The organism is Moorena sp. SIO4A1 (assembly GCF_010672065.1).
Classification (GTDB): Bacteria; Cyanobacteriota; Cyanobacteriia; order Cyanobacteriales; family Coleofasciculaceae; genus Moorena.
In genome coordinates this window covers 12,500-35,130 of record NZ_JAAHHX010000008.1, presented here as the reverse complement: position 1 = coordinate 35,130, position 22,631 = coordinate 12,500, and the positions used below count along the sequence as shown (strand labels likewise).

19 protein-coding genes and 2 pseudogenes are annotated in these 22,631 nt (G+C 42.7%); 13 read left to right on the top strand and 8 right to left on the bottom strand.

Translation table 11 applies throughout. From position 1 onward, the window contains the following. Window positions 1-67: 67 nt before the first annotated feature. Entirely contained in the window at window positions 68-700 is a 633-nt protein-coding gene (locus tag F6K53_RS08400) for a hypothetical protein (protein ID WP_293025791.1), read from the top strand. Window positions 701-756: 56 nt separating this feature from the next. On the opposite strand, the pseudogene tnpA reads toward F6K53_RS08400, so the two are convergent. Further along, window positions 757-1,165: pseudogene (gene tnpA / locus F6K53_RS08395) on the bottom strand (IS200/IS605 family transposase). A 58-nt stretch (window positions 1,166-1,223) separates the two neighbouring features. Between tnpA and F6K53_RS08390 the strand changes: the two are divergent. From F6K53_RS08390 to F6K53_RS45725, 3 genes are all read left to right on the top strand, one after another. Next, window positions 1,224-2,558: a transposase gene (locus F6K53_RS08390; RefSeq protein WP_293064536.1), complete on the top strand. Its 1,335-nt coding sequence runs from the start codon at window positions 1,224-1,226 to the stop codon at window positions 2,556-2,558. A gap of 66 nt (window positions 2,559-2,624) precedes the next feature. Further along, on the top strand, window positions 2,625-2,963 hold the full coding sequence (locus tag F6K53_RS45730; RefSeq protein ID WP_364300928.1) for a hypothetical protein: 339 nt from the start codon (window positions 2,625-2,627) through the stop codon (window positions 2,961-2,963). Window positions 2,964-2,999: 36 nt separating this feature from the next. Beyond that, window positions 3,000-3,533 carry a transporter substrate-binding domain-containing protein gene (locus tag F6K53_RS45725; protein ID WP_364300925.1) on the top strand — a complete coding sequence of 178 codons (534 nt, stop codon included), beginning with the start codon at window positions 3,000-3,002 and terminating at the stop codon, window positions 3,531-3,533. 161 nt (window positions 3,534-3,694) lie between these two features. On the opposite strand, the gene F6K53_RS08380 is transcribed toward F6K53_RS45725, so the two are convergent. Both F6K53_RS08380 and F6K53_RS08375 read right to left on the bottom strand, forming a co-directional pair. Next, window positions 3,695-4,432 carry a pentapeptide repeat-containing protein gene (locus tag F6K53_RS08380; RefSeq protein ID WP_293080350.1) on the bottom strand — a complete coding sequence of 246 codons (738 nt, stop codon included), beginning with the start codon at window positions 4,430-4,432 and terminating at the stop codon, window positions 3,695-3,697. A gap of 85 nt (window positions 4,433-4,517) precedes the next feature. Further along, window positions 4,518-4,751 carry a hypothetical protein gene (locus tag F6K53_RS08375; protein WP_293028172.1) on the bottom strand — a complete coding sequence of 78 codons (234 nt, stop codon included), beginning with the start codon at window positions 4,749-4,751 and terminating at the stop codon, window positions 4,518-4,520. A 12-nt stretch (window positions 4,752-4,763) separates the two neighbouring features. Between F6K53_RS08375 and F6K53_RS08370 the strand changes: the two genes are divergently transcribed. The 3 genes from F6K53_RS08370 (at window position 4,764) to F6K53_RS08360 (ending at window position 8,009) form a co-directional block, all read left to right on the top strand. Continuing rightward, on the top strand, window positions 4,764-5,363 hold the full coding sequence (locus F6K53_RS08370; RefSeq protein WP_293028170.1) for a thermonuclease family protein: 600 nt from the start codon (window positions 4,764-4,766) through the stop codon (window positions 5,361-5,363). A 163-nt stretch (window positions 5,364-5,526) separates the two neighbouring features. Further along, on the top strand, window positions 5,527-6,174 hold the full coding sequence (msrA, locus tag F6K53_RS08365) for a peptide-methionine (S)-S-oxide reductase MsrA (protein WP_293028168.1): 648 nt from the start codon (window positions 5,527-5,529) through the stop codon (window positions 6,172-6,174). A 158-nt stretch (window positions 6,175-6,332) separates the two neighbouring features. Next, window positions 6,333-8,009 carry a hypothetical protein gene (locus F6K53_RS08360; RefSeq protein WP_293028166.1) on the top strand — a complete coding sequence of 559 codons (1,677 nt, stop codon included), beginning with the start codon at window positions 6,333-6,335 and terminating at the stop codon, window positions 8,007-8,009. 27 nt (window positions 8,010-8,036) lie between these two features. Here the strand turns inward: F6K53_RS08360 and F6K53_RS08355 are convergent, their stop codons facing one another. Continuing rightward, window positions 8,037-8,528: a thioesterase family protein gene (locus tag F6K53_RS08355; protein WP_293028164.1), complete on the bottom strand. Its 492-nt coding sequence runs from the start codon at window positions 8,526-8,528 to the stop codon at window positions 8,037-8,039. A gap of 51 nt (window positions 8,529-8,579) precedes the next feature. Between F6K53_RS08355 and F6K53_RS45720 the strand changes: the two genes are divergently transcribed. Together F6K53_RS45720 and F6K53_RS08350 are read left to right on the top strand one after the other, a co-directional pair. Next, the gene (locus F6K53_RS45720) at window positions 8,580-8,825 is read left to right on the top strand and encodes a ferredoxin-thioredoxin reductase variable chain (protein ID WP_364301172.1); all 246 of its coding nucleotides are present in this window, start codon (window positions 8,580-8,582) and stop codon (window positions 8,823-8,825) included. Window positions 8,826-9,238: 413 nt separating this feature from the next. Next, window positions 9,239-9,412 (top strand): annotated as a pseudogene (locus F6K53_RS08350) (FxLYD domain-containing protein); the annotation flags it as partial. Between the two features lie 583 nt (window positions 9,413-9,995). On the opposite strand, the gene F6K53_RS08345 reads toward F6K53_RS08350, so the two are convergent. After that, window positions 9,996-11,315: an FG-GAP-like repeat-containing protein gene (locus F6K53_RS08345; RefSeq protein WP_293028162.1), complete on the bottom strand. Its 1,320-nt coding sequence runs from the start codon at window positions 11,313-11,315 to the stop codon at window positions 9,996-9,998. 111 nt (window positions 11,316-11,426) lie between these two features. On the opposite strand from F6K53_RS08345, the gene F6K53_RS08340 reads away from it, so the two are divergent. Further along, entirely contained in the window at window positions 11,427-11,627 is a 201-nt protein-coding gene (locus tag F6K53_RS08340; RefSeq protein ID WP_293028160.1) for a hypothetical protein, read from the top strand. Window positions 11,628-12,820: 1,193 nt separating this feature from the next. Here the strand turns inward: F6K53_RS08340 and F6K53_RS08335 are convergent. From F6K53_RS08335 to lysS, 3 genes are all read right to left on the bottom strand, one after another. Then, window positions 12,821-14,170 (bottom strand): hypothetical protein, encoded by a 1,350-nt coding sequence (locus F6K53_RS08335; protein WP_293064529.1) that lies wholly within the window; start codon window positions 14,168-14,170, stop codon window positions 12,821-12,823. Between the two features lie 1,151 nt (window positions 14,171-15,321). Next, window positions 15,322-16,956, bottom strand: coding sequence for an alpha-D-glucose phosphate-specific phosphoglucomutase (locus tag F6K53_RS08330; protein WP_293064526.1), 1,635 nt, complete (start codon window positions 16,954-16,956; stop codon window positions 15,322-15,324). Window positions 16,957-17,295: 339 nt separating this feature from the next. Beyond that, a complete protein-coding gene (gene lysS / locus F6K53_RS08325) occupies window positions 17,296-19,008 on the bottom strand; it encodes a lysine--tRNA ligase (protein WP_293064523.1) in 1,713 nt (570 codons plus the stop codon). Window positions 19,009-19,526: 518 nt separating this feature from the next. On the opposite strand from lysS, the gene F6K53_RS08320 reads away from it, so the two are divergent. From F6K53_RS08320 to minD, 3 genes are all read left to right on the top strand, one after another. Then, window positions 19,527-20,849, top strand: a complete 1,323-nt coding sequence (locus F6K53_RS08320) for a four-carbon acid sugar kinase family protein (protein ID WP_293064520.1) — start codon at window positions 19,527-19,529, stop codon at window positions 20,847-20,849. A 64-nt stretch (window positions 20,850-20,913) separates the two neighbouring features. Continuing rightward, window positions 20,914-21,834: a septum site-determining protein MinC gene (gene minC, locus F6K53_RS08315; RefSeq protein ID WP_293023253.1), complete on the top strand. Its 921-nt coding sequence runs from the start codon at window positions 20,914-20,916 to the stop codon at window positions 21,832-21,834. Further along, window positions 21,831-22,625 carry a septum site-determining protein MinD gene (gene minD / locus F6K53_RS08310; protein ID WP_293043306.1) on the top strand — a complete coding sequence of 265 codons (795 nt, stop codon included), beginning with the start codon at window positions 21,831-21,833 and terminating at the stop codon, window positions 22,623-22,625. The genes minC and minD overlap by 4 nt, the downstream gene beginning before the upstream one ends. Window positions 22,626-22,631 lie beyond the last annotated feature (6 nt).

The window sequence follows — 22,631 nt, the reverse complement described above, 5'->3', positions numbered from 1 at the left end:
AGTATCCGAACCGTTGGGTGGAGTTGGTAAGAAGCCCACACTATAATCTTTGATTCAGTGTGGGAGTATGTCACATATTCGATATGTGCTCGATGAGCTCGAAGACCTCTCTAAATCTGACCCTAATTTTGCTAATCAGCTGAATCTGGAACAGGTTGGTGTGATTGGTCATTCCTTCGGGGGTTACACAGCGTTAGCCGTAGCAGGTGCAGAAATTAATGATTTAAGACTGCGCCAAGTGTGTCCTGATCAAGACCCAACCTTCAATCTCTCTGTACTGCTCCAATGCCTTGCCAATCGCTTACCCCCGTTTAATTATGACTTGCAGGATCCACGGGTCAAAGCTGTAATCGCTGTTAATCCTATTACCAGCACAGCCCTTGGTCCAGCTAGCTTGGCTAAAATTCAAGTGCCAGTCATGATTATGGCAGGTAGCCACGACATCGTAGCACCCACTGTCCCAGAACAGATTCACCCCTTCATCTGGCTCAATACCCCAGAAAAATATCTGGCAATGATTGTTGATGGCAACCACTTTTCCACTAGTGGTGCATCGGGCGACGATTTTGCCCTGTTTCCTAGAGAATTACTTGGTTCCAATCCTCAGGTCGGACTTGCTTACCTAAAAGCCTTAAGCTTAGCTTTTGTTAATACTCATATTCGGGATTTACCAAACAGAGAATTAACAAGCGAGAGTTAGCTACCTAATTTATTAGGTAGGCGTGGAGCGTACCGGGATTTATCCCGGCTCTCGTGTTATTTGCCCTTCTGGTTTTCAATATACCTTTTCACTGTTTCTGTGTTTGCGTTTCCGGTAGTTGAACAGAAATAACTAGGAGACCAAAGAGTTGGGAGCTTTAGTAATTCAGGGAATTCTCTTCTGAGATGATGAGAAGCTCTTCCTTTTACCCTTTTTATTATTACCGATGGAGCATAAGTAGGGTCAACCTCCAAGAACATGTGGACGTGATCTGGCATTATCTCGCTTTGCGATAAGTCTCCAATTATTATCTTTGCAGAGTTCAAAAATAATTTCTTGCAATCTCATTTTTATGCTTCCGGTTAGTACTGATTTTCTCCTTTTTGGACACCAGACAAAGTGGTAATTTAGTAATGTCAACGAGTGAGGGGTTGTCCTGAAAATATATTGATTTTTACTGGTCATATCCGTTGACAGTAGCTGTATATTAAATATATAATATAAACAATGAGGTGACAATAAGATGTATGGATGCCAGCAGCACTTAATAACTACGACGGTTGAAAATCAGGCAGTTATAGAGTTCATCTGTTCGGAAGCTAATAAGCTAACAAATTGTGGCTTGTATTATTGCCGTCAAATGTTGTTCAAAAACGGCAAATACCTTAAAAACGCGGAACTGGACAAAATAATGAAAACCAACGTCCACTTTAAAGCGATGAGGTCTGCCTGCGCCCAACAGACGTTACACGGAGTTATTGAATCTTTCAAGTCTTACAAAGCCCTCAAGAAACTGTACGACAAAGGGCAGTTAACAAATAAGCCTAGAGTCCCAAAGTATCGCAAAAAGGGAGGTCTAGCTGTAGTTAGCTATCCTGCTCGATGGGTAAAACGCTGTCTAGGTCAACTAAAATTCACCTTAGGGAAACAAATCAAAATCTGGTTCGGGATTGACCATTTTCTGCTACCCATGCCATCCAATATTGACTTCCAATTAATCAAAGAGTATCGATTTGTCCCAAGAAATGGCTGTTTTTATCTGGAATTTGTATATGAAAGACCAAGCCCCGATCCGGTGTTGTCAACCGACAATGTCTTAGGTGTTGATCCAGGTCTCAATAACTGGTTGACTTGCGTTTCCAATATAGGGAAGTCATTCATTGTAGATGGCAGGAAAGTTAAGTCACAAAACCAGTGGTACAACAAGCGTGTAGCTGCGATCAAAAAAGGGAAACCTCAGGGCTATTGGGATGATCGGTTGGCCTCATTGACTGAAAAGCGCAACAGGCAAATGCGCGATAATGTAAATAAAGTCGCTAGATTCATTGTGAACTGGTGCAAAAGAAACCAAGTCAGCACAATCGTGTTTGGCTGGAACAAGCGTAATAAAGATCGTATTAATATTGGCAAAAAGAACAATCAGCAGTTCGTTCAAATCCCTACTGCTAAATTAAAAAATAGGATAGAACAACTGTGCATTGAGTACGGTATTAAATTTGTTGAGACCGAGGAAAGTTACACCAGCAAAGCTAGTTTTTTAGATCGTGACTTCCTACCTGTGCTCGGCGCGAAACCTGTTCGCGTAGCGTGCGCCAAAGCGCAGGGGTGGGCAGCAAGCGGAAAAAGAGTAAAGCGTGGACAATATCTGTCAAGTAAAGGTAATTTGATTAACGCCGATTGCAATGGGGCTGGTAACATCCTCAGAAAAGTAGAGACACAGCTAGGGTTTCCCCTAGCCGAGGTCTGTAGAGCAGTTTTGAACCTGCCACAACGATACAGATTAGACTCTTTATCTAAATCGTATCGTGAAGCAACTTCACGGAGCGCGGTTTTAACCCGCGAAGTGAAATCAGCTTAGAATCCCTGTGTTTTCAAACCAGGGAGAGTTCAATATCGACCTTACCTTAGTGTTACCTATGCCAAATTGCTCTCTGAGAATTCTCTAGAGTTACATTTAGTCAAATCTTTAACTCCAGAACAACTAGAGGAATCCTTTGGCAGTGAAGCTCCCGAAAGTATCATACCACAACTTGCCATTGAGCCAATACCGAAGCGTTCAGAAACGGTTTTAGACCAAATTAAACGAACTGGCACCATAAAAGTTGGTATTAGAAAAGATGCTGCTCCTTTCGGCTACATTGATGCCAACGGAGAGTGGAAAGGGTATTGCTTTGACCTACTCAATTCCTTAAAAGACAAAGTTGCACAACAACTCAATAAACCCATAGAACTAGACGTTGTTGCCATTCAATCAACCTTATAAAATCGCTTTGCTATTGTCCGAGATGAAGCTGTACATTTGGAGTGTGGCCCTAATACGATTAGGAGTGAGATTGATGGAATAAAATTTTCAACACCATTTTTTATTACTGGCACACACTTTTTAGTCGATTCTAAACAACCGAGAGTCTTCAATCGTTACGAAAGCCTTGACAGTTTAAAAATTGGAGTACTTCCTAGTAGCCTCACAGAAAGATTTATTGACCAAACCTATCCTAATGCTCAAAAAATAGTTTTTCCTGGAGACATAGGTAGGTCTCAAGGAGTCAAAGCATTAGTCAATAGGGATATTGATGCCTTTGCCAGCGATGGCATTTTATTAATTGGAGAAGTAGCCAGACAAGGACTCTCCTCATCCCAGTACACCTTATCTCCAGCTCAGCCACTGACCTGTGATTTCTATGGCATGATTCTCCCTAAGCATGATCCGCAATGGCAACGTATTGTCAACTCCTTGATTGAAGGGGAAAAAGCTAAAGAAATTTGGGGGGGATGGTTTACAAATTTGTTTCCCTATGTTTTATTAAATCTAGAGTATTGTATTGATAAGTAAAATGTAAGCCATTAGCTAAGCATTCAGTCGTCAGCGGTCAGCGGTCAGCCTTCGCGTAGCGTGGCCAAATATCTTTGCCTGATAGCACCTCAAGTAGCGTGAGCTTTTAGCTGACGGCACCTCAAGTAGCACCTCAAGTAGCGCATATGCTTACGACTAAATTACAGACAACCTTGCTGAGATACTGTACCATCTGGCATAGTCGCATTACACAAATTAGCCCCAGTCAAATTAGCCCCAGTTAAATTAGCCCCCGTTAAGTTAGCCTCTGTTAAATTAGCCTCTGTTAAATTAGCCCCACTTAGATTAGCATTTTGTAAGTCAGCATAGCTTAATTTGGTTCTATACAAATAGCTATTACTTAAATCAGAGCTAGCCAGGCTCGCACCGGTTAAATCCCCTAAACTTAATGTGGCTCCTTTTAAATTAGCCTCATATAAGAGAACCACAGGAGCAAAAACCTTATCTAATTTAGCATTTTCCAATGTAGCCGATGTTAAGTCAGCATCAAATAAACGAGCAGCTACTAAATTAGCATTTGTCAGGATGGCTCGTTGTAAATTAGCGAGAGTTAAATCTGCTCCCTGGAGATTCGCATTGGTCAGATCAGAACTTACTTCTTCGGTCGCCCGTCGTTGGTAAGATTGAAGTTTAGGGTTCAGTAGAATACTATTTAGATAAGCCCCTGATAAATTAGCCCCTCTTAAATTAATACTTCTCCAATTACAGTTACTAAAATTACCAAAGCTCAAATCACGACCACTTAAGTCATTGCCTAGAACGCAATTGGAAAAAGTGTTCGATTGGGCTTGAACTGGCAACCCTAGACAACCGAGAAATAACAGAGAATAAACTAGAGTTGAAGACACTAGAGTTATCGTTTTAAGCACCATAATCATATTGAGTAGTTAGGGTTGAATCTTGATAACATCAATTAATACAGAGTCAAATCTATAGCCATCCCTGTCGGAGTTGTGAGAGTAGTCAGTTGGAGCAACGGATGGTTAACGGATGTAACCAATGGAAGTATGGAAAAATAGAGAAGTCTCGCAAGATGGCGAAGAGGTTATCCAGAGTAACACGGATTTCTCTGAGGTTTGACTTCGGATTGATATAATAGTATACAGTAATTTCGATGTGACAGTAGTATTGATCGGAACGTCGCACCAGGGAATAGGACACAAGTAGAGTTTTTGAGCTAAATTGTACACTCGTCAACAGTAATTGACCATGAATCCAACTCGCCAACTAATCCAAAACATTTTCAAATGGATAGTAGCCTCTGTCCTAATCCTGAGTCTCTTCGGATGTGCCGCCCTTCTAGACCAGTTAGGAATCGGGAATTACACTGTCAAACGGGTATCTGACGGGGATACCATTCTCGTCGCTGACAGGTTTGGCAAGGATGTCAAAGTTCGGTTTGCCTGTATCGACGCTCCAGAAATTGCCCATTCCAAAAAAGAGAAGCAAAGCCGCAAATTGGTAGACAAAAGTCAATTCAAATGGGGAAATAAAGCCAAGGAGCGACTTCAGGAACTGGTTAAACAAAGCGATAATCAGGTGGTTTTGACCGTTACTGATACTGACCGCTATGGGCGCAGCGTCAGTGAAGTACGCTTAACCGATGGCACCTTTGTCCAGGAAGTCCTAGTTAAAGAAGGACTAGCACAGGTATATCGCCCCTATCTGAAAGATTGCCCCAGTGCGGAAATGGTCGATAGTGCTGAAGCCAATGCCAAACGATATCGGCGAGGGTTGTGGCGAGACCCTAAGTTTGTTCCAGCTTGGGAATATCGTAGTTTAGCAAAAACTAAATCCTCCTCCTCCTGAGTCGGAGAGTTTTTAGTCCTGTGAGTCTTTAGTTCTTAGTAGCTAGCCAATAGCTGTTTAACAGTCTATTGGTAGTTACCACTAACGAAGGAGTAATTTGGTCATAAATGTTGCAAAATGTTAAGTAAGTCCAGACATTGATCAAAACTAAAATTTAAAACTAATGGTACTCTTCGGATTTAAGAAAAAGCTGACTGTGCCTACTGCTGAGGAAGCCTTACCGGGACGCTCAGAACTCATGCCAGTACCCGAGCGTCACTACGTCAACGGCAATCCTCTCAAACCCCCTTACCCTGATGGATTGGAAATGGCGATGTTTGGCATGGGATGTTTTTGGGGAGCAGAACGCCGATTCTGGCAACAGGAGGGAGTGTTCACTACCGCAGTAGGTTACGCTGCTGGAATTACCCCTAACCCTACTTATCAAGAGGTCTGTACAGGCATGACCGGCCACAATGAAGTGGTGCTGGTGGTATTTGACCCAAACGTAATCAGTTACGAAGCACTCTTGAAAGTCTTCTGGGAAAGCCACAATCCCACCCAAGGCATGCGCCAAGGCAATGATACTGGTACTCAGTACCGTTCAGGAATTTATACCTATTCTGAAGACCAAAAGAAGCTAGCCGAAGCCTCACAAAACGCTTTTCAGCAAGCCCTGAAGGTCGCCGGTTATGGTAATATTACCACAGAAATTATAGATGCTCCTGAGTTTTATTACGCAGAGGGCTATCACCAGCAGTACCTGGCTAAAAATCCTAATGGGTATTGTGGTTTAGGTGGCACAAATGTGAATTGCCCTGCAATTTCATAAGTCATCACTGCTGTGGTTAACAGTAATTAGTCATTGGTCATTTGTAAGTACCAAGAGACTTTGGTGGGTGACAAATGACTAATGACTAAATGCAGCAATTTAGTTTTCTGAGGCTAACTGATGCAACAGGGATGGGGGACTGTATGAGGAACAACAAAATGAATCATAAGCTAAAAACGTTGACTATAGGTTTTATAGTCGGTTTAGGATTAATCATTATTCCTAATTTACTATCCCCTTTCCTGTTTAATCCTCCAGTTTCAGCGTCATCTGCCCAGGAAAAGATTGAACGAGTAGAACTAATAGATAATCTTGGGAATTATCATTACCCTATTTCCACTACCTCAGACTTAGCTCAAAAGTATTTTGATCAAGGTTTAATTCTTGCCTACGCTTTTAATCATGCTGAAGCTGCTCGTGCTTTTAAAGAAGCAAGTAGGCTAGATCCTAATTGTGCCATGTGCTACTGGGGATTAGCTTATGTTCAAGGACCAAATATCAATGCACCAATGGCAGATGAACAAGTATCAGAGGCTTGGCAAGCAATTCAACAAGCGATCGCACTAAGTAACAAGGCATCTCCAAAGGAACAGGCTTATATTAAAGCTTTAGCACAGCGTTATTCGGAACAACCAATGGCAGATCGTTCCTCCCTTGATCTAGCTTATGCTCAGGCAATGAAGCAGGTTGTTCAAGATTATCCTGATGATTTAGATGTCGCAACTCTATACGCAGAATCCCTAATGGATACCATGCCTTGGGACTATTGGCAAGATAATGGGGAACTCAAACCAGAAGCCAAGCCAATTTTAGCAACATTAGAATCAGTTTTAGAAAGAAATCCTAAGCATCCGGGAGCTACTCACTTCTATATCCATGCCACTGAGAAAGAACAACCCAAATTAGCCATAGAAGCTGCTGATAATCTCCGCAATCTCGTTCCCGCTTCAGGACATTTAGTCCATATGCCCTCTCACATCTATATTCGAGTCGGACGTTACCAAGATGCTGTTATTGCTAATCAAAAAGCAGTTATGGCGGATCGTAACTATCTGGCATCCCCCCATCCTCAAAGTATTTATACTATTGGTTATGTTCCTCATAACTACCATTTCCTCTGGTTTGCAGCGGTAATGAGTGGACAAAGTGAAATAGCAATGGAAGCAGCACAACAAACAGCAGCAGTTGATTCAAGTCTGATTGGTAATCCAAGTTTATCTGGTATAATACAACATTTTTATGTTGTTCCACTTTATACAGAAGTGCGCTTTGGAAAATGGGATAAAATCCTAGAAACACCTGCACCAACAACTGATATGAAATATGCTACGGGTGTTTGGCATTATGCTAGAGGTATGGCTTTCACGTCTCAAGGTAAGAAAGAAGAAGCTAATCAAGAATTAGCTAAATTACAAGCTTTAATGGCTGATCCTGATTTAGAAGAATTGAAAATCTGGAGTTTTAATTCTACTGCTAGTGTTCTTAAAATTGCCGTTGAAGTCTTAACCGGTTCAATTGCTACTCTTGAGCAAGATTACACGACAGCAACTAGTCACTTAAAAAATGCTATTGCTCTAGAAGATAAGCTGGTTTATACTGAACCACCAGATTGGTATTCTCCTACCCGTAATTTGCTAGGCACAATCCTGCTACAAGGCAATCAGCCAGAGCAAGCAGAACAAGCTTTTCGTGATGATTTAGATATTTATCCCGAAAATGGTTGGTCATTACATGGTTTAGCAAAAAGTTTGCAAGCACAAGGAAAAACAGCAGAAGCAGAAACTATACAACAGCAATATCAACAAGCGTGGCAATATGCTGATATTGCTAAATAACCATAAAATAACCTCAGTTCCATTGCCTCAACTAGAAAGCTTCTCTAATAAATCCTTTAGCACTGGTGGTAACTTGCGCATAATCTTACCCTGCTCTCGGTCAACGGCTACTAGAATCACACGACCGGTTACGTAAAGTTCTTTGCCATCATGGGATTGAATTTTATAATTCCAGTTCATACGGACACCTTTCATTTCGGCGATGCCTGTCTTGACAACTACTGCTGTGCCCATTGGCATTGCCCGGTGATACCGTAAAGAAAGTTCTACTACTGGTAAATCGCATCCTAGCCTGACGAGATCACTATAATCCATACCCATCGAGCGTAAGTACTCCACCCTCGCTTCTTCCATCCAGCGAATGTAGGTACCATGCCAGACTATACCAGCATAGTCAGTGTGGTGGGGATGGACTCGCACTGGATAGTCAAACCATTTTGCCGTGGTGGCGGTTAGCTCATGGCTTTCCATGGTACTACCCAGCTCTATTTGAGCTGAGGTTTGGGGTGTTTCTGACATGGATCAATTTAATCGTTACTGGTATTTCACTAACTTTATAACCATAGCCAGATCAAAGTAGGCGATCGCGTCCGTGTCAAAGAGTCAATCAGTGTTTACCATCATCCTACTGATTGTAATCAGACCCTATCCTTATATCATGTCGGGATAATTACCCTTAAGAAAAATCTCCCTATCTCCCTATCTCCCAATCTCCCCACATTCCCCTCCTGGGAGGGGTTAGGGGTGGGTCCCACCCTCTCCTTAATTATGGGTATTCAACCTGACATGATATTAACCCTGTGTTGGGAGGGTTAGGAGTAACCTGGTCAGGATTTGCTAACCAAGCTGATCACCTGCTGAAAGCGATCGCACTCGGTCCCATTCAGGGTATCTGCTCATTGGTCGCCATGGTTTCTTCTGATGCTACGAGTAGGGTGCATTACTGACGCACCCTACGTTTTAGGCACTTTTCCGGCTTTTTATGCCAAGTCTGACCAGAGCTTTTTTTTTAGTTTTGTAAAGATTAGACAATCCACTGCGTAAAACTTGGATGGGCTTCAGAAATGTAAGTAGAGGTTGAATTCGAGTCAGCCAATGACCGAAACACCTCAGTATTAACATTACAAACTTCAAGGTTCAAACCAGGAGACTGATCATGTTTCGTAGTAAAGTAGCGATCTCGTCTGTAGTTCTATCTTTGGGTGTAATCAGTCACTGTCTACTCGACCCGAGTAAATTATGAAATTCTGGATGATGACGGCAGTGTAATTGGCACCAGCTCCATGTACACCAATCCCCCTAACCTCAGTGCTGGAGAAAGTGCTACTTTCGAGACGGAAATGTGGGGTGGTCGGGAATTAAAAACCACATCCGTTGACTGGGATCGTAAACCGACTCCATGATTTCGATATCAATTCACGCTTTTGAGGCACAAATTGCTGAGCAACTGAACCTAAGTATTTGGTCTTTAACTGAATTATTACCACTGAAACCCACATAATAATGTTATCAATAAATTGAAAATTGAAAGTTTTAAATTAATAACTAACAATTAACTATAGCGGTTTGCATAACTATCAGGTACACAGGATTGTTTTCCCTGTTCCCTGCTCCCTGTTCCCTGCTCCAGAAAAACCCATAACTATGTACTTAAAAAATCGCAAACCGCTATAAAAATTAACTAACAATTAACTAACAATTAACGATTTACCTGACTACGAAGTGATTAACAGTCGGAGATATTATACTCAGATTTGAGTGAACAATCAACCCACCCCTTGAGCGTAAGCAGAAGGGGTGGGTTTTTCTTGACTTTAATTACAATAGTAAGAGAGTAGCCAAAAAATAAAATACCAGTTTTTAGCTTGTAGGGTGGGCAACAACAGCTTGTTTCTTTTGATTATTCTAAATTATATTACTTTGCCCACCCTACTTTAATTGGTATTTTTTTTACACGCAAGTTCCATTAGCTAGCTGCTGACTATCCTAGACGTAGTAGGAGAAGTTGAGATCTGGAACCGTATCGATAACGACAATCTGACCAAGTGAGTCATTCTCGATCGTCCACAGGCCATTTTGTCCAGTGACAGAATTACGGAAGAAGAAATCATCAATACCATCTCGGTTAGCGTCATAGGCACCACGGAATTCCCAAGGACCGTCTGCTGGTCGGGCATCGATCAGCACTGGCTCCTGGAAAACAGTACCATCAAGCTCCCAGTAGGCAAACTGTTGGGTATTCATATTTTGCCAGATAGCATCTGCGTCACCATCGTCATCCATGTCTCCAGCCGCAACTAACTGCCAGGGATCATTAGGTGATATTATTATCTTGTTAAGATTGGTATCCGTAATAAAGGTAGCATTCTGAAATCCGTTTTGATCTATCTCCCAAACAGCAATTTCTCCGCTGGATGTGTTGTACCAGAAAATTTCTTCTGCACCATCACGGTTAACATCTCCGGTGCCACGGATTTCCCAGTTGAGGTCTGATCCTGGTTGACCTGCTGGTGCCTGAGTAATTATTGCATCCTGGAACTCGGAGCGTTCCATGTTCCAAACCCCAACAGCGCCAGTCATCTTATTACGCCACAGAGGATTCCTGATACCATCCCCTAAATCTATAACACCACGGGCTTCAAATCCAGCGTTCTCTGGTACCAACACCTCCTGACCACTTTGATCTGTAATGAACGCTGTCGTCTCAACGCTAGTGCCCTGGCCATTTAGAGTCCACAAAGCAACTTGTGCATTGACAGGATTATGCCAGAACAGATCCACACTGGGGGCTCGGGTAATTTCAATGGCATCAACTCGCCCTCGCTCGAAATTCAATTCAGGATTATTGCTATCTGCCAGTACCGAGATTTGTATTTCATCCCCTGGAGCAAGGTCTATGTTTTGAAAAAGGGGTTTATTTGGATTATCCTCAGCACTTAGGGTGCCGCTTGAATTGCCACCCCTCAGAGGGACATAATTCCTTGGCTCAGCTGTTGGATCAGGTGTATTTGCAGGTATGTTTAGATTAAAAACATATGTACCAACTTCCTGTCCATTAACACTAAATGTCAGTGGAGATTCCCCATCCTCTTCGTCAAAGTAGGCAATACGAATATCATACTTACCAGCCGGTCCATCCTGTGCTGTCCATGTAAATGTCAGCACACCGGGTTCTCCTTGCGGGTTATCAAAGTTTGAGATCTCGACGGCTCGACCCCCTGAAGCAACGAGATCAATATTGTTGAAACCGGTTATGCCGTAGTTTTGTCGCGTAACGCGAGTGCCTTCTGCTTCAATCAGAACCATAAGATAGTTTTTTCCCAAAAGTTAGTTATCTGTGTTTACACTGGTTGGCTTTTCTTTTCAGTCCTGATGCACCAAAAAATTTTTAATTACTCCATCCCAACTAACTAAGTTATGGGATGTGTCACTTACAAAAGCGATGCAGAGGTGCGACCCGTGGCGAATTTAATTACGGGTCAAACGCACCATTACGGTCTTGGGGAGGCAGTGCGGTCTTGGGGGTCTCCCCCACTCGCGGTCTGCCGTGGTTTCCCCCATGAGCGACTGCATCAAGACACTGGAATTACTCAACGTCCCTGCCATGAGATGAGATAAGAGTCTGTGCACTTTATATGTGAACTTTTGGGGAAAAATTTAATCATGCTTATCGATGTATCTAGGGTACAGTAACTTTCTAGATACATGTTTTTAGATACCTATTTCTAGATATATCGATAAGGGTAAAACACCCCCTTTAATAGTTCAAAGATGCCCTGCTCAAATTTATCCAGTGAAACTGGATAAATTTTTTGAAGCCTTTTCTAGATTTTGACTGGCTAACGATACCCTGATAAAATTCCAACCCTAAGAGATGACCTAGTCAAAAAATTAGTTTTGTTCCAGGCTTCATATTTTTTTTTTGGCGTTTTGACTGAAAAAAAATCCTACCACTAGTATAAATGCCATAAAATTCCGTAATTGTCACTATGGAATTAGATATTTTAATTAAAATTTAATAAATATTTATTAAATTTTTACTGAGTTGGTACTAAGCAAAAACTAATTATTATATAACATCAGTGAGCTAAGAATTATGAATGAGTAATTTTCCCCTGCCTCAGAGCAGTTAGGGGTTATACCAAATCCGGGTTAAAGAATTACCTTTTTCATTCAGTCCCTCTTTCATTCAGTCATTGAGGTGTGCACACAAGTTTTTGCCCCAATCAATTTACTGTGGTGCAAAATTTGAGATTAGTAATAAAATTAACTAATTTACCTGGGGGGGTGACATGCAAGCTGAAATCCTTACTGGGTAATAATTTCAGCCCATAAGTTACTTAGCGATGCAGAGGTGCGACCCGTGGCGAATTAAATTCGCCACGGGTCGCACCTAAAAGATACATTCTGTTTTGGGCGCGACCTTGGACTATGTTATAAGGGTTTGAGCTTGCCATTAAATGAAAGGAGGGTTAATTTGGGACTGTATCTTCCCTGAGCTCATTGGCATCAAAGCCTTATATACTAAGCTTTTTAGGGCTCATGTCACCCCCTCAGCTAATTTACAATAAATAATGTTCAAATGTAGCCAGCTAGGTCTTGACTTGACGAAATCTCCAAAAAGCATCTATGGAAATCAGCTCAATCAAAGAATCATCAAAATTTTTCTGACGATTAGATGCGTTTGCCCTAAAACTCGGAGATATTAGACTCAGATTGAAGTGAACAAACAGCCCACCCCTTCTGCTTACGCTCAAGGGGTGGGTTTTTCTTGACTTTAATTACAACAGTAAAGCTAGCTGCTGACTATCCTAAACGTAGAAGGAGAAGTTAGTATCTTCGACCGGAGTGATCCCGACAATATTATCATCACTCACTGAGTTATTCTCGATCATCCAGATGCCATTGTCTCCAGTCATGGAATTACGGAAGAAGAAATCATCAATACCATCGTTGTTAGCGTCATAGGCACCACGGAATTCCCAATCACCGTCTGCTGGTCGGGAATTGATCAGCACTGACTCCTGGTAAACAGTACCATCAAGACCATCAAGCTCCCAGTAGGCAAACTGTTTGGTAGTCATATTTTGCCAGATAGCATCTGCGTCACCATCGCCATCCATGTCTCCAGCCGCAACTAACTGCCAGGGATCATTAGGTGATATGGTCATATGCTGATTATTGCTATCCGTAATAAACCTAGCATTCTGAAACCCGGTTTCATCTATCTCCGAAACAGCAATTTCTCCAGTAGATGTGTTGTACCAGAAGATTTCTTCTCCACCACCACCGTTAACATCTCCCGTGCCACGGATTTCCCACTCAAGGTTTGATCCTGGGCCATCTGCTGGTGGGTCAATAGTTATTGCCTCCTGCAACTCGGAGCCTTCCATCTTCCAAATAGCAAAACCGCCGCTCACCGTATCACGCCACAGAGGACTCCTGTTACCATCGCCTAAATCCACAACACCACGGGCTTCAAATCCAGTGTTCTCTGGTACCAACAACTCTTGACCACTTTGATCGGTAATGAACGCTGCGGTCTCGACGCTAGTGCCCTGTTGATTTAGAGTCCACACACCAACTTGTCCACTGACAGGATTATGCCAGAACAGATCCAAACTGGGGATAATCTCTTCAGCTGGGGTAATTTCAGCTGGGGTAATTTCAGCTGGGGTAATTTCAATGGCATCAAGTCGCCCTAGCTCGAAATTCATTTCAGGATTATTGCTATCTGCCAGTACCGAGATTTCTATTTCATCCCCTGGAACAAGGTCTACGCCCTTAAAAATGGCATTTGGATTAGCCTGAGCAGTTAGTGTGCCACTGGAATTGGCACCGCTTAAAGGGACATAATTCCTTGGCTCAGCTGTAATCCCAGGTAAGTTTAGATTATAAACATAGGTACCAACTTCCTGTCCGTTGACGCTAAATGTTAGTGGAGAGTTACCATCCACTTCGTCAAAGTAGGCAATACTAATATCGTACTTACCAGCCGGTCCATCCTGTGCTGTCCATTCAAATCTAAGTATACCGGGTTCTCCAACCGGGTCATTAAAGTTTGATATCTGGACAGCTTGACCGCCTGAAGCAACGTTCTTAATAATTGTCTGGTAGTTTATTAGCGTTACGCGATCGCTTTCAGCTTCAATCAGAACCATAAGATAGTTTTCTCCCAAAAGTTATCTGTGTTTACAGTGGTTGGCTTTTATTTTCCGTCGTAATGCACCAAAAAATTTTTAATTATTCCATCCCAACTTAGTAAGTCACGGGATGTGTAACTAAACTGGCATTACTCAATGTCCCTAGGATGAGATGAGATAAGAGTCTGTGCACTTTATCTGTGAACTTTTGGGGCAAATTTAATCATGCTTATCGATGTATCTAGACTACAGTACCTTTCTAGATACATGTTTCTAGATATATGGATAAGGGGAAAACACCCCCTTTAATAGTTCAAAGATGCCCTGCTCAAATTTATCCAGTTCCAGTGGATAAATTTTTTGAAGCCTTTTCTAGAGTTTGACTGGCTAACCATTCCCTGATCAAATCTCATCCCTAAAAGATGACCTAGTCAAAAAAGTAGTTTGGTTCTAGGCTTCAGATTTTTTTTTGCGTTTTGACTTAAAAAAAATCCTACCATTAGTATAAATGGCATAAAAATCCGTAAATGTCACTATCAAAATAGGGATTTTCATGGAAATTTCATAAAAATTTATAAAATTTTTACTTACTTGGTACTGATCAAAAACTAATTATTATATAACATCAATCAGCTAATAATTATGAATGAGGAATTTTACCGTGCCTCAGAGCAGTTAGTGGGTAAGCTATCAGCTATCAGCTAATGGGCTACCTCCCAGCGTCGAAGCCTGTGCCACGCACGCTACTTGAGGTGTTTTTGAATAAAAGAGGTAAGCATTCGAATAATGCTGAGTTACGGAAAGCTGAAAAGGTTAACATAAGGGTATTTAATATCAGTTTAAAAATTCACTAATGTACAATAAATAATGTTCAAAAGTAAATCTCAAAACCTAGCCAGCTAGGTCTTTATTGGACGAAATCTCCAAAAACCATCTGTGGAAATGAGCTAAATGAAACAATGATGAAAATTTTTATAGGAATAAAAATCTGTTGCTCTTGAAATCTAGGCTATCCACTATTACCGAGACAGTTACTCATTGGTAACGGCTAATGGGTAATAGGTAACTGGTCGGGGTTTGACCTATTACCTATTACCTATTACCTATTACCTATTACCTATTACCTATTACCTATTACCTTACCTATTACCCGTGTTCCTTTCTTTACCTCAGGTAATTACAGTGGGAACCTCCCGTTCTGTAAACTTCCGAATCTGGGCAATCTCATGAGCAAGGGAAATCAGTGGTTCCAATGCTTGTTGAGTATCCACGTCATGCTTAGTGGAATCTGGCTCATAGCTCTCTAAATAGAGCCGTAGGGTTGCCCCTTTTGTGCCAGTGCCAGATAGGCGGAATACAATCCGAGAGCCATCAGTAAAGCCAATCCGAATCCCCTGCTTTTGGCTGACACTCCCATCTACTGGGTCTGTGTAACTAAAGTCATCACCATACTCTACCTGGTAAGAACCAAATTGCTGTCCTTTCAGGTCTGGGACACTTGAACGCAGACGCTCCATCAGTTCCTGAGCTCGTGCCCCATCTACCTCTTCATAGTCATGGCGGGAATAGAAATTACGACCATAGGTTTGCCAGTGGCTACGGACAATCTGCTCCACTGATTCACCCCGCACTGCCAGGATATTGAGCCAGAATAGCACTGCCCACAGCCCATCTTTTTCCCGTACATGGTTAGAACCAGTGCCAAAACTTTCTTCACCGCACAAAGTGGCTTTACCTGCATCCAATAAATTGCCAAAAAACTTCCAACCTGTTGGGGTTTCATAGCAATCAATACCCAACTGAGCCGCCACTCGGTCTACAGCAGCACTGGTGGGCATGGAACGGGCTACCCCTGCTAAACCTTGACTATAACCAGGTACGAGATGGGCATTGGCGGTTAACACGGCTATGCTATCACTGGGGGTAACGAAGAACGAGCTTCCTAGGATCATATTGCGATCGCCATCCCCATCGGAAGCAGCCCCAAAGTCCGGGGCATTATCACCATAGAGAATATCCACCAAGTCCTTAGCATAGACTAAATTAGGGTCAGGATGACCACCGCCAAAATCTTCTAACGGTATACCATTAAGTACTGTACCTTCTGGTGCCCCTAGGCGTTGTTCAAAAATAGCATGGGCATAGGGACCAGTTACCGCATGTAATGAATCCATACACATCCGGAATTTCCCAGAGGTTAGTAGCTGGTGAATGCGGTCAAAGTCAAATAGGGACTCCATCAATTGAGTATAAGGCTCAACTGGGTCAATCACTTCAACGCTCAAGGTTCCCAGAGTAAATGCACCTGGTCGGTCTAGATTGACATCCGCAGCGTCCAGGATTTTGTAACTATCGATGACTTTACTCCGAGCATAGATAGCTTCCGTCACCTTTTCCGGTGCTGGTCCACCATTATTGGTGTTATATTTGACACCGAAGTCACCCTTTGGACCCCCAGGATTGTGGCTGGCCGAGAGGATAATGCCACCTAATGCCTTATGCTTGCGAATAACACAAGATGCTGCTGGGGTAGACAGAATACCACCACAACCGACTAACAACCGACCTAACCCATTGGCGGCTGCCATTTTGAGAATGGTCTGAATTGCTTGCCGATTGTAGTAGCGACCATCACCCCCTACAACTAGGGTTTGACCTTCACAGCCTTCTAGGGAGTCAAAGATAGACTGGATAAAGTTTTCTAGGTAATGGGGCTCCTGAAAAACGGTGACCGACTTACGAAGTCCGGAAGTACCGGGTTTTTGGTCTGTAAAGGGCTTAGTAGAGACAGTGCGTATGTTCATTACAAGCTAGCTACAGGTTTTACTGCTAATTCTTTATTGTTAACTGTTACCTGTTCATTGTTAATGAAAAATTCAAAAGTCTTTGATAAATGACTCGTGAATTTAGTGATCCCTGGTCTAGCAAAGCACGAACGCACTATCAATCCTTACCTACGCACATTTTTGTTTATTTGTCAATGCTTTACTTTAATCTATCTAACCTACAAGCGATTAGCTTTGCACAAGGTTAGCTAATCGCTGATTAAGAACTAAATTTTCATCTGACCGCTAAACTTATAATCCAACAGCAAGTCACTAGGTTATAGCTAATGAGCCTTGGGCTGAATCCTGACACTAAATTTATCGGTCGAAGCCATATTTTTCGCGGATATGGGTATTAAAATACTGACCGATAGAAGGATTATCTTTCAAACCATTGTAGATCTCCTCTGGTACATCTCGATACTTGTAGATACTACCATTATTAAATTCAAGCCGAAGAATTTTTTTGTCTACATCGTAGTCGAAGGATTTAATCACAGCACTGGTACTTTTCAGCAATGGGAAAGCAATCACATCCCGAATACTCGGTGAATTAGTCAGTAGCATCACTAAACGGTCAATACCAATACCTAAACCACCAGTGGGAGGCATACCATACTCCAGGGCAGCCAGAAAGTCTTCATCAACATCTTGAGCTTCCAAATCTCCTGCTGCTTTCTTGGCTGCTTGTGCTTCTAGTCGTTGCCGTTGATCTATAGGATCAGTTAACTCAGAATAACTGTTTGCTGTTTCTCTTCCCACTATAAACAATTCAAACCGTTCCACTAAACCTGATTTTGAGCGATGGGGTTTAGTGAGGGGAGAGATTTCCACAGGATAATCCAGAACAAAAGTCGGTTGGATTAACGTTTCTTCTACCTTTTGCTCAAAGGCTTCATTGAGCAATTTGCCAATAGAATAGCAATCATTGGGAACCTCCACACCAGCATCTTTGGCTGCTGCTTTTGCCTGCTCAATGTTGGTAAACTTATCAAAATCTAAACCAGTTTGGTCTTTGACTAACTCGTGCATCGTTACTTTACGCCAAGGGGGAGTTAGATCAATTACTTCACCTTGGTAGTTAATGCTTAGTGTACCTAACACTTCCTTAGCAGCATTACTGATCAGATTTTCCGTCAACACCATCATCTGATTATAATCGGCGTAAGCCTGATAGATTTCAATCATGGTGAATTCCGGATTGTGACGAGTGGAAATTCCTTCATTGCGGAAGACACGCCCCAACTCATACACCTTTTCAAAACCACCAACAATTAGTCGCTTCAGATGCAACTCCGTAGCAATACGCAGATACAAGTCCATTTGTAAGGTGTTGTGGTAGGTAATAAAAGGACGGGCATCTGCACCACCAGCCTCACTCTGAAGTACCGGAGTTTCAATTTCAATAAAATCCTGTTGGTTTAAATAGTGCCGAATAGAAGCAGTGATTTTGGCACGACGACGAAAGGTTTCCCGCACATCGGGATTAACAATTAGGTCAACATAACGTTGACGATAGCGCTTTTCTGTATCCGTTAAACCATGCCACTTATCTGGTAAAGGTAACAGAGATTTGGTCAGGATATCATACTCCTTGACATAGATCGAGAGTTCCCCTTTCTCCGTGCGCTTGATGGTTCCTTTTGCCCCAATAATATCGCCAGTATCAGTGAGTTTTTTGAGAATATTGAAAGCATTAGGAAGGTCTGCCATTTTAGCAGTGATTCTCTTTTTATCCAGGTAAAGCTGAATTGTACCGGTCTCATCCTGAATGTTGAAGAAAGCTAATTTACCAAAGACACGACGAGCTATAATCCGACCAGCAACAGCAACTTCGACATCTACTTCTTCGCTATTGCCTAGGTCAGCATAGTTTTGCTGCAATTCGGCAGCCTGAGCTGTAGATTCCCAATTATAGGCATAGGGGATTAATCCTTCTGCTTTGAGTTGTTCAACTTTTTCAAGCCGTGTGGTGCGAATTTCTTCTAGAGTTGAAGTGCTTTGTGGTTCTGGACGGGATTGGTCTGACATAATTTATAGCGACAATCTAGCTAGTGGACAAATAGTGGATAAACTGTAAGTTAGTGCTGCCTGGTGACCCCTTATTATATAGCAATTTATAAGTTAAACGTTAACATCCTCGTTAACATAGGTAACGGGGAACATAAGGGAAGTATAACTAGTTATCAATAAGTTATCAATAATCAGTTAGCACTGCTCTATAACTATAATTATAGCTGATTTTTTAAACCGGATCAAATATAACTATTTTTATAGATAATTTTAATAATTAGTAGTTTATAATCATAATTAATCTGTCAGTTATCATAACGATGATTCCATTAATGCTTCCGATTACATGCTCTAAAATTTACTGACTTGATTGGGGATATTATTGTTATAGATTATCTGCTATCAAGCTCCCTATCAATTTACTTTTATGTTATAATAATTATGAGCATTGCTATAACAATCACCAATTACCCATTCCCGATTACCCATTCCCGATTACTATGGTAAATAACTGACTTTAATGACAAGCTTGGGAAATGACCAAAAAACCAAAAATTATTGTCCTCGATGATGACCCGACTGGCTCCCAGACTGTTCACAGCTGCTTGTTGCTGATGCACTGGGATGTGGATACATTGCGGCTGGGACTAAGGGATAACTCCCCAATCTTTTTTATTCTTACTAATACCAGAGCTCTTAACCCAGAGCAAGCAGCAACTGTGACTCGGGAAGTTTGCCATAACCTCAAAATTGCCATAGACGCTGAAGGAATTAAAGATTTTATGGTAGTCAGTCGCTCTGACTCCACCTTGCGGGGGCATTATCCTGTGGAAACTGATGTAATCGCCCAGGAAGTCGGACCATTTGATGCCCATTTCTTAGTCCCCGCATTCTTTGAGGGCGGACGAGTCACTATCGATAGTGTCCATTACCTAATCATTGATGGTATTAGAACCCCAGTGCATGAGACCGAGTTTGCCCATGATTCGGTATTTGGATATCGCCATAGTTATTTACCCGACTATGTCCAAGAAAAGACCAAAGGTCAGATCAAGGCTGATGCGGTCGAGCGGTTTTTACTAGCAGATATTCGTAACGGTAGCTTGGAGCGCCTTCTCAAACTTACCAATAACCAGTGTGGCGTTGTGGATGGGGAAACCCAAGGGGATTTAGATCAATTTGCGGCAGATGTCCTGAAGGCTGCTGCCCAAGGGAAACGCTTTCTGTTTCGCTCTGCTGCTAGTATTTTAACCTCCCTTGCTAGTCTTGGCCCCCAACCCGTGGCCGCTATGGATATGGCTCAGTATGTCCGAGAGGGGAAACCAGGAGTTGTGATTGTGGGTTCCCACGTTAAAAAGACTACCCAGCAGCTGGAGCAGCTATTGGGAGCATCTGGGATTGGGGGGATTGAGGTAAATGTTGCCAATTTACTAGATGAATCCGAACAGCAACGGGCAAAACTTTTGGCAAGTATTCTCGAGCGGGTTCAGGAAATTCACAGTGCTGGTAAGACACCGGTGGTTTATACCTCTCGTCAGGAATTGGTTTTTGAGGATGTGCAGAAACGGCTGGCCTTTGGAGCAGTAGTTTCAGGCTTATTGATGGATATCGTGAGGGGATTACCTAAAGATATTGGGTTTTTAATCAGTAAAGGGGGTATTACCTCCAATGATGTCTTAAGTACTGGTCTGGCTTTGAGGTCAGCACGACTATTGGGTCAGATCCTTCCTGGATGCTCAATGGTGCGAACCTCTGCTGACCATCCCCAGTTTCCTAATTTACCTGTAGTGCTATTTCCTGGCAATGTGGGAGATGTGAATGGCTTGGTCACGGTTTACCGTCGATTGAGTGGAGAGTAATAATGCTTGACAGGATATCGAGTGTGGGTCTGGGGTGACAGAGCAATAGCACTATTTAAGTATCTTGCCCTTTTGCCCTACACCACCATTAGCTAAAATTCTCAACAGTTATCCAGCAGAACTTGCTGAAGAAGGTATGATCACGGAAGAATCTATCTTCGGTGCGTTAACTAATCTAGCTCCTTGTTGCATGACTTCTGATTCTGCCCAACCATCACCAGTTTCAACGGTTTCCGACGACCGCAACTCGGTAGTTAACTGCCAAGGGCAAGTTCGCTTAAAAAGTGAGGGGAAACGGCTGTTGTTGATCTTGCCACCAGCCACTAAAAACCCTAGTACTGCCAATTGGTCGGACCTATGGGAACAATTCAAGCATCGCCTCAATGCTGGAGAGCGCTTTTGGCAGCCTGAATCCAGTGTCCATATGATGGCTGGGGATCAATTGCTGGATGGGATGAAGCTACAAGCGATCGCTGATGCCCTTGGGGAAGTCCAGTTAAGGCTAAAGCGAGTCTACACCACGCGCCGACAAACTGCTGTGGCTGCTGCAGCTGCTGGGTACTCAGTAGAACAAGAAACCCCTAAGTACTCTTTGAATCAAAAGATTGATCAACCTACTGAATTACTCGCAGAACCTCTGTACTTACAAATGACCGTGCGTTCTGGTATAGAGATTCGTCACCCTGGCACTATTGTTATAATAGGAGACTTGAACCCTGGTGGTGCATTGATTGCAGCTGGGGATATCTTAGTTTGGGGGCATCTACGAGGCATTGCCCACGCCGGTGCGAATGGTAATCGAAAATGTCGGATTATGGCATTAAAAATGGAACCCACCCAGTTGCGGATTGCTGATGCTGTAGCTAGGGCACCGGAGACACCGCCACTTCAGTACTATCCTGAAGTAGCTTACGTGACTTCCCTTGGAATTCGTATTGCTAGAGCTGCTGATGTTGCTAAAACCCACTTGTCGTTGAATTCATGAGTCGAATTATTGTTGTCACCTCTGGCAAAGGAGGGGTGGGTAAAACTACCATTACCGCCAATCTAGGTTTAGCCCTAGCTCGTTTGGGTCGTCGAGTTGCCTTAGTGGATGCAGATTTTGGTTTGAGAAACTTAGACCTGCTGTTGGGACTAGAAAATCGCGTAGTCTACACGGCTATTGAAGTCTTAACAGGTCAGTGCCGCTTAGACCAAGCTTTGGTCAAAGACAAACGGCAGGAAGGACTAGTCCTGTTACCTGCAGCCCAAAGTCGTAACAAAGAAGCCGTTAACCCCAACCAAATGAAAAAGTTGTTGGGGGTGTTAGCCAAGAATTACGAGTACATCTTGGTGGACTGTCCAGCAGGAATCGAAAGTGGGTTTAAAAATGCGGTTACGGCAGCTACTGAAGCCCTAATCGTTGCTACACCAGAGATTACCTCAGTGCGGGATGCTGACCGAGTGATTGGCTTACTGGAAGCGGAAGGAATTAAAAATACCCGCCTAATTGTCAACCGCCTGAAAGCCACAATGGTAAAAGCGGATCAGATGATGTCAGTTCAAGACGTCCAAGAAATTCTTGCTATTCCCCTAATTGGTGTTATCCCCGAAGACGAACGGGTGATTGTCTCCAGTAATCAGGGTGAACCTTTAATCCTATCAGAAAAGAAAACCCTGCCTGGAATTGCCATTGAAAACATTGCTGCACGCTTAGAAGGTGCAAATATTTCCTTCCTCGACCTGATGGCAGAACACGACAACCTAATCAGCCGCTTACGCCGCCTGTTCAGATAAGGTTTT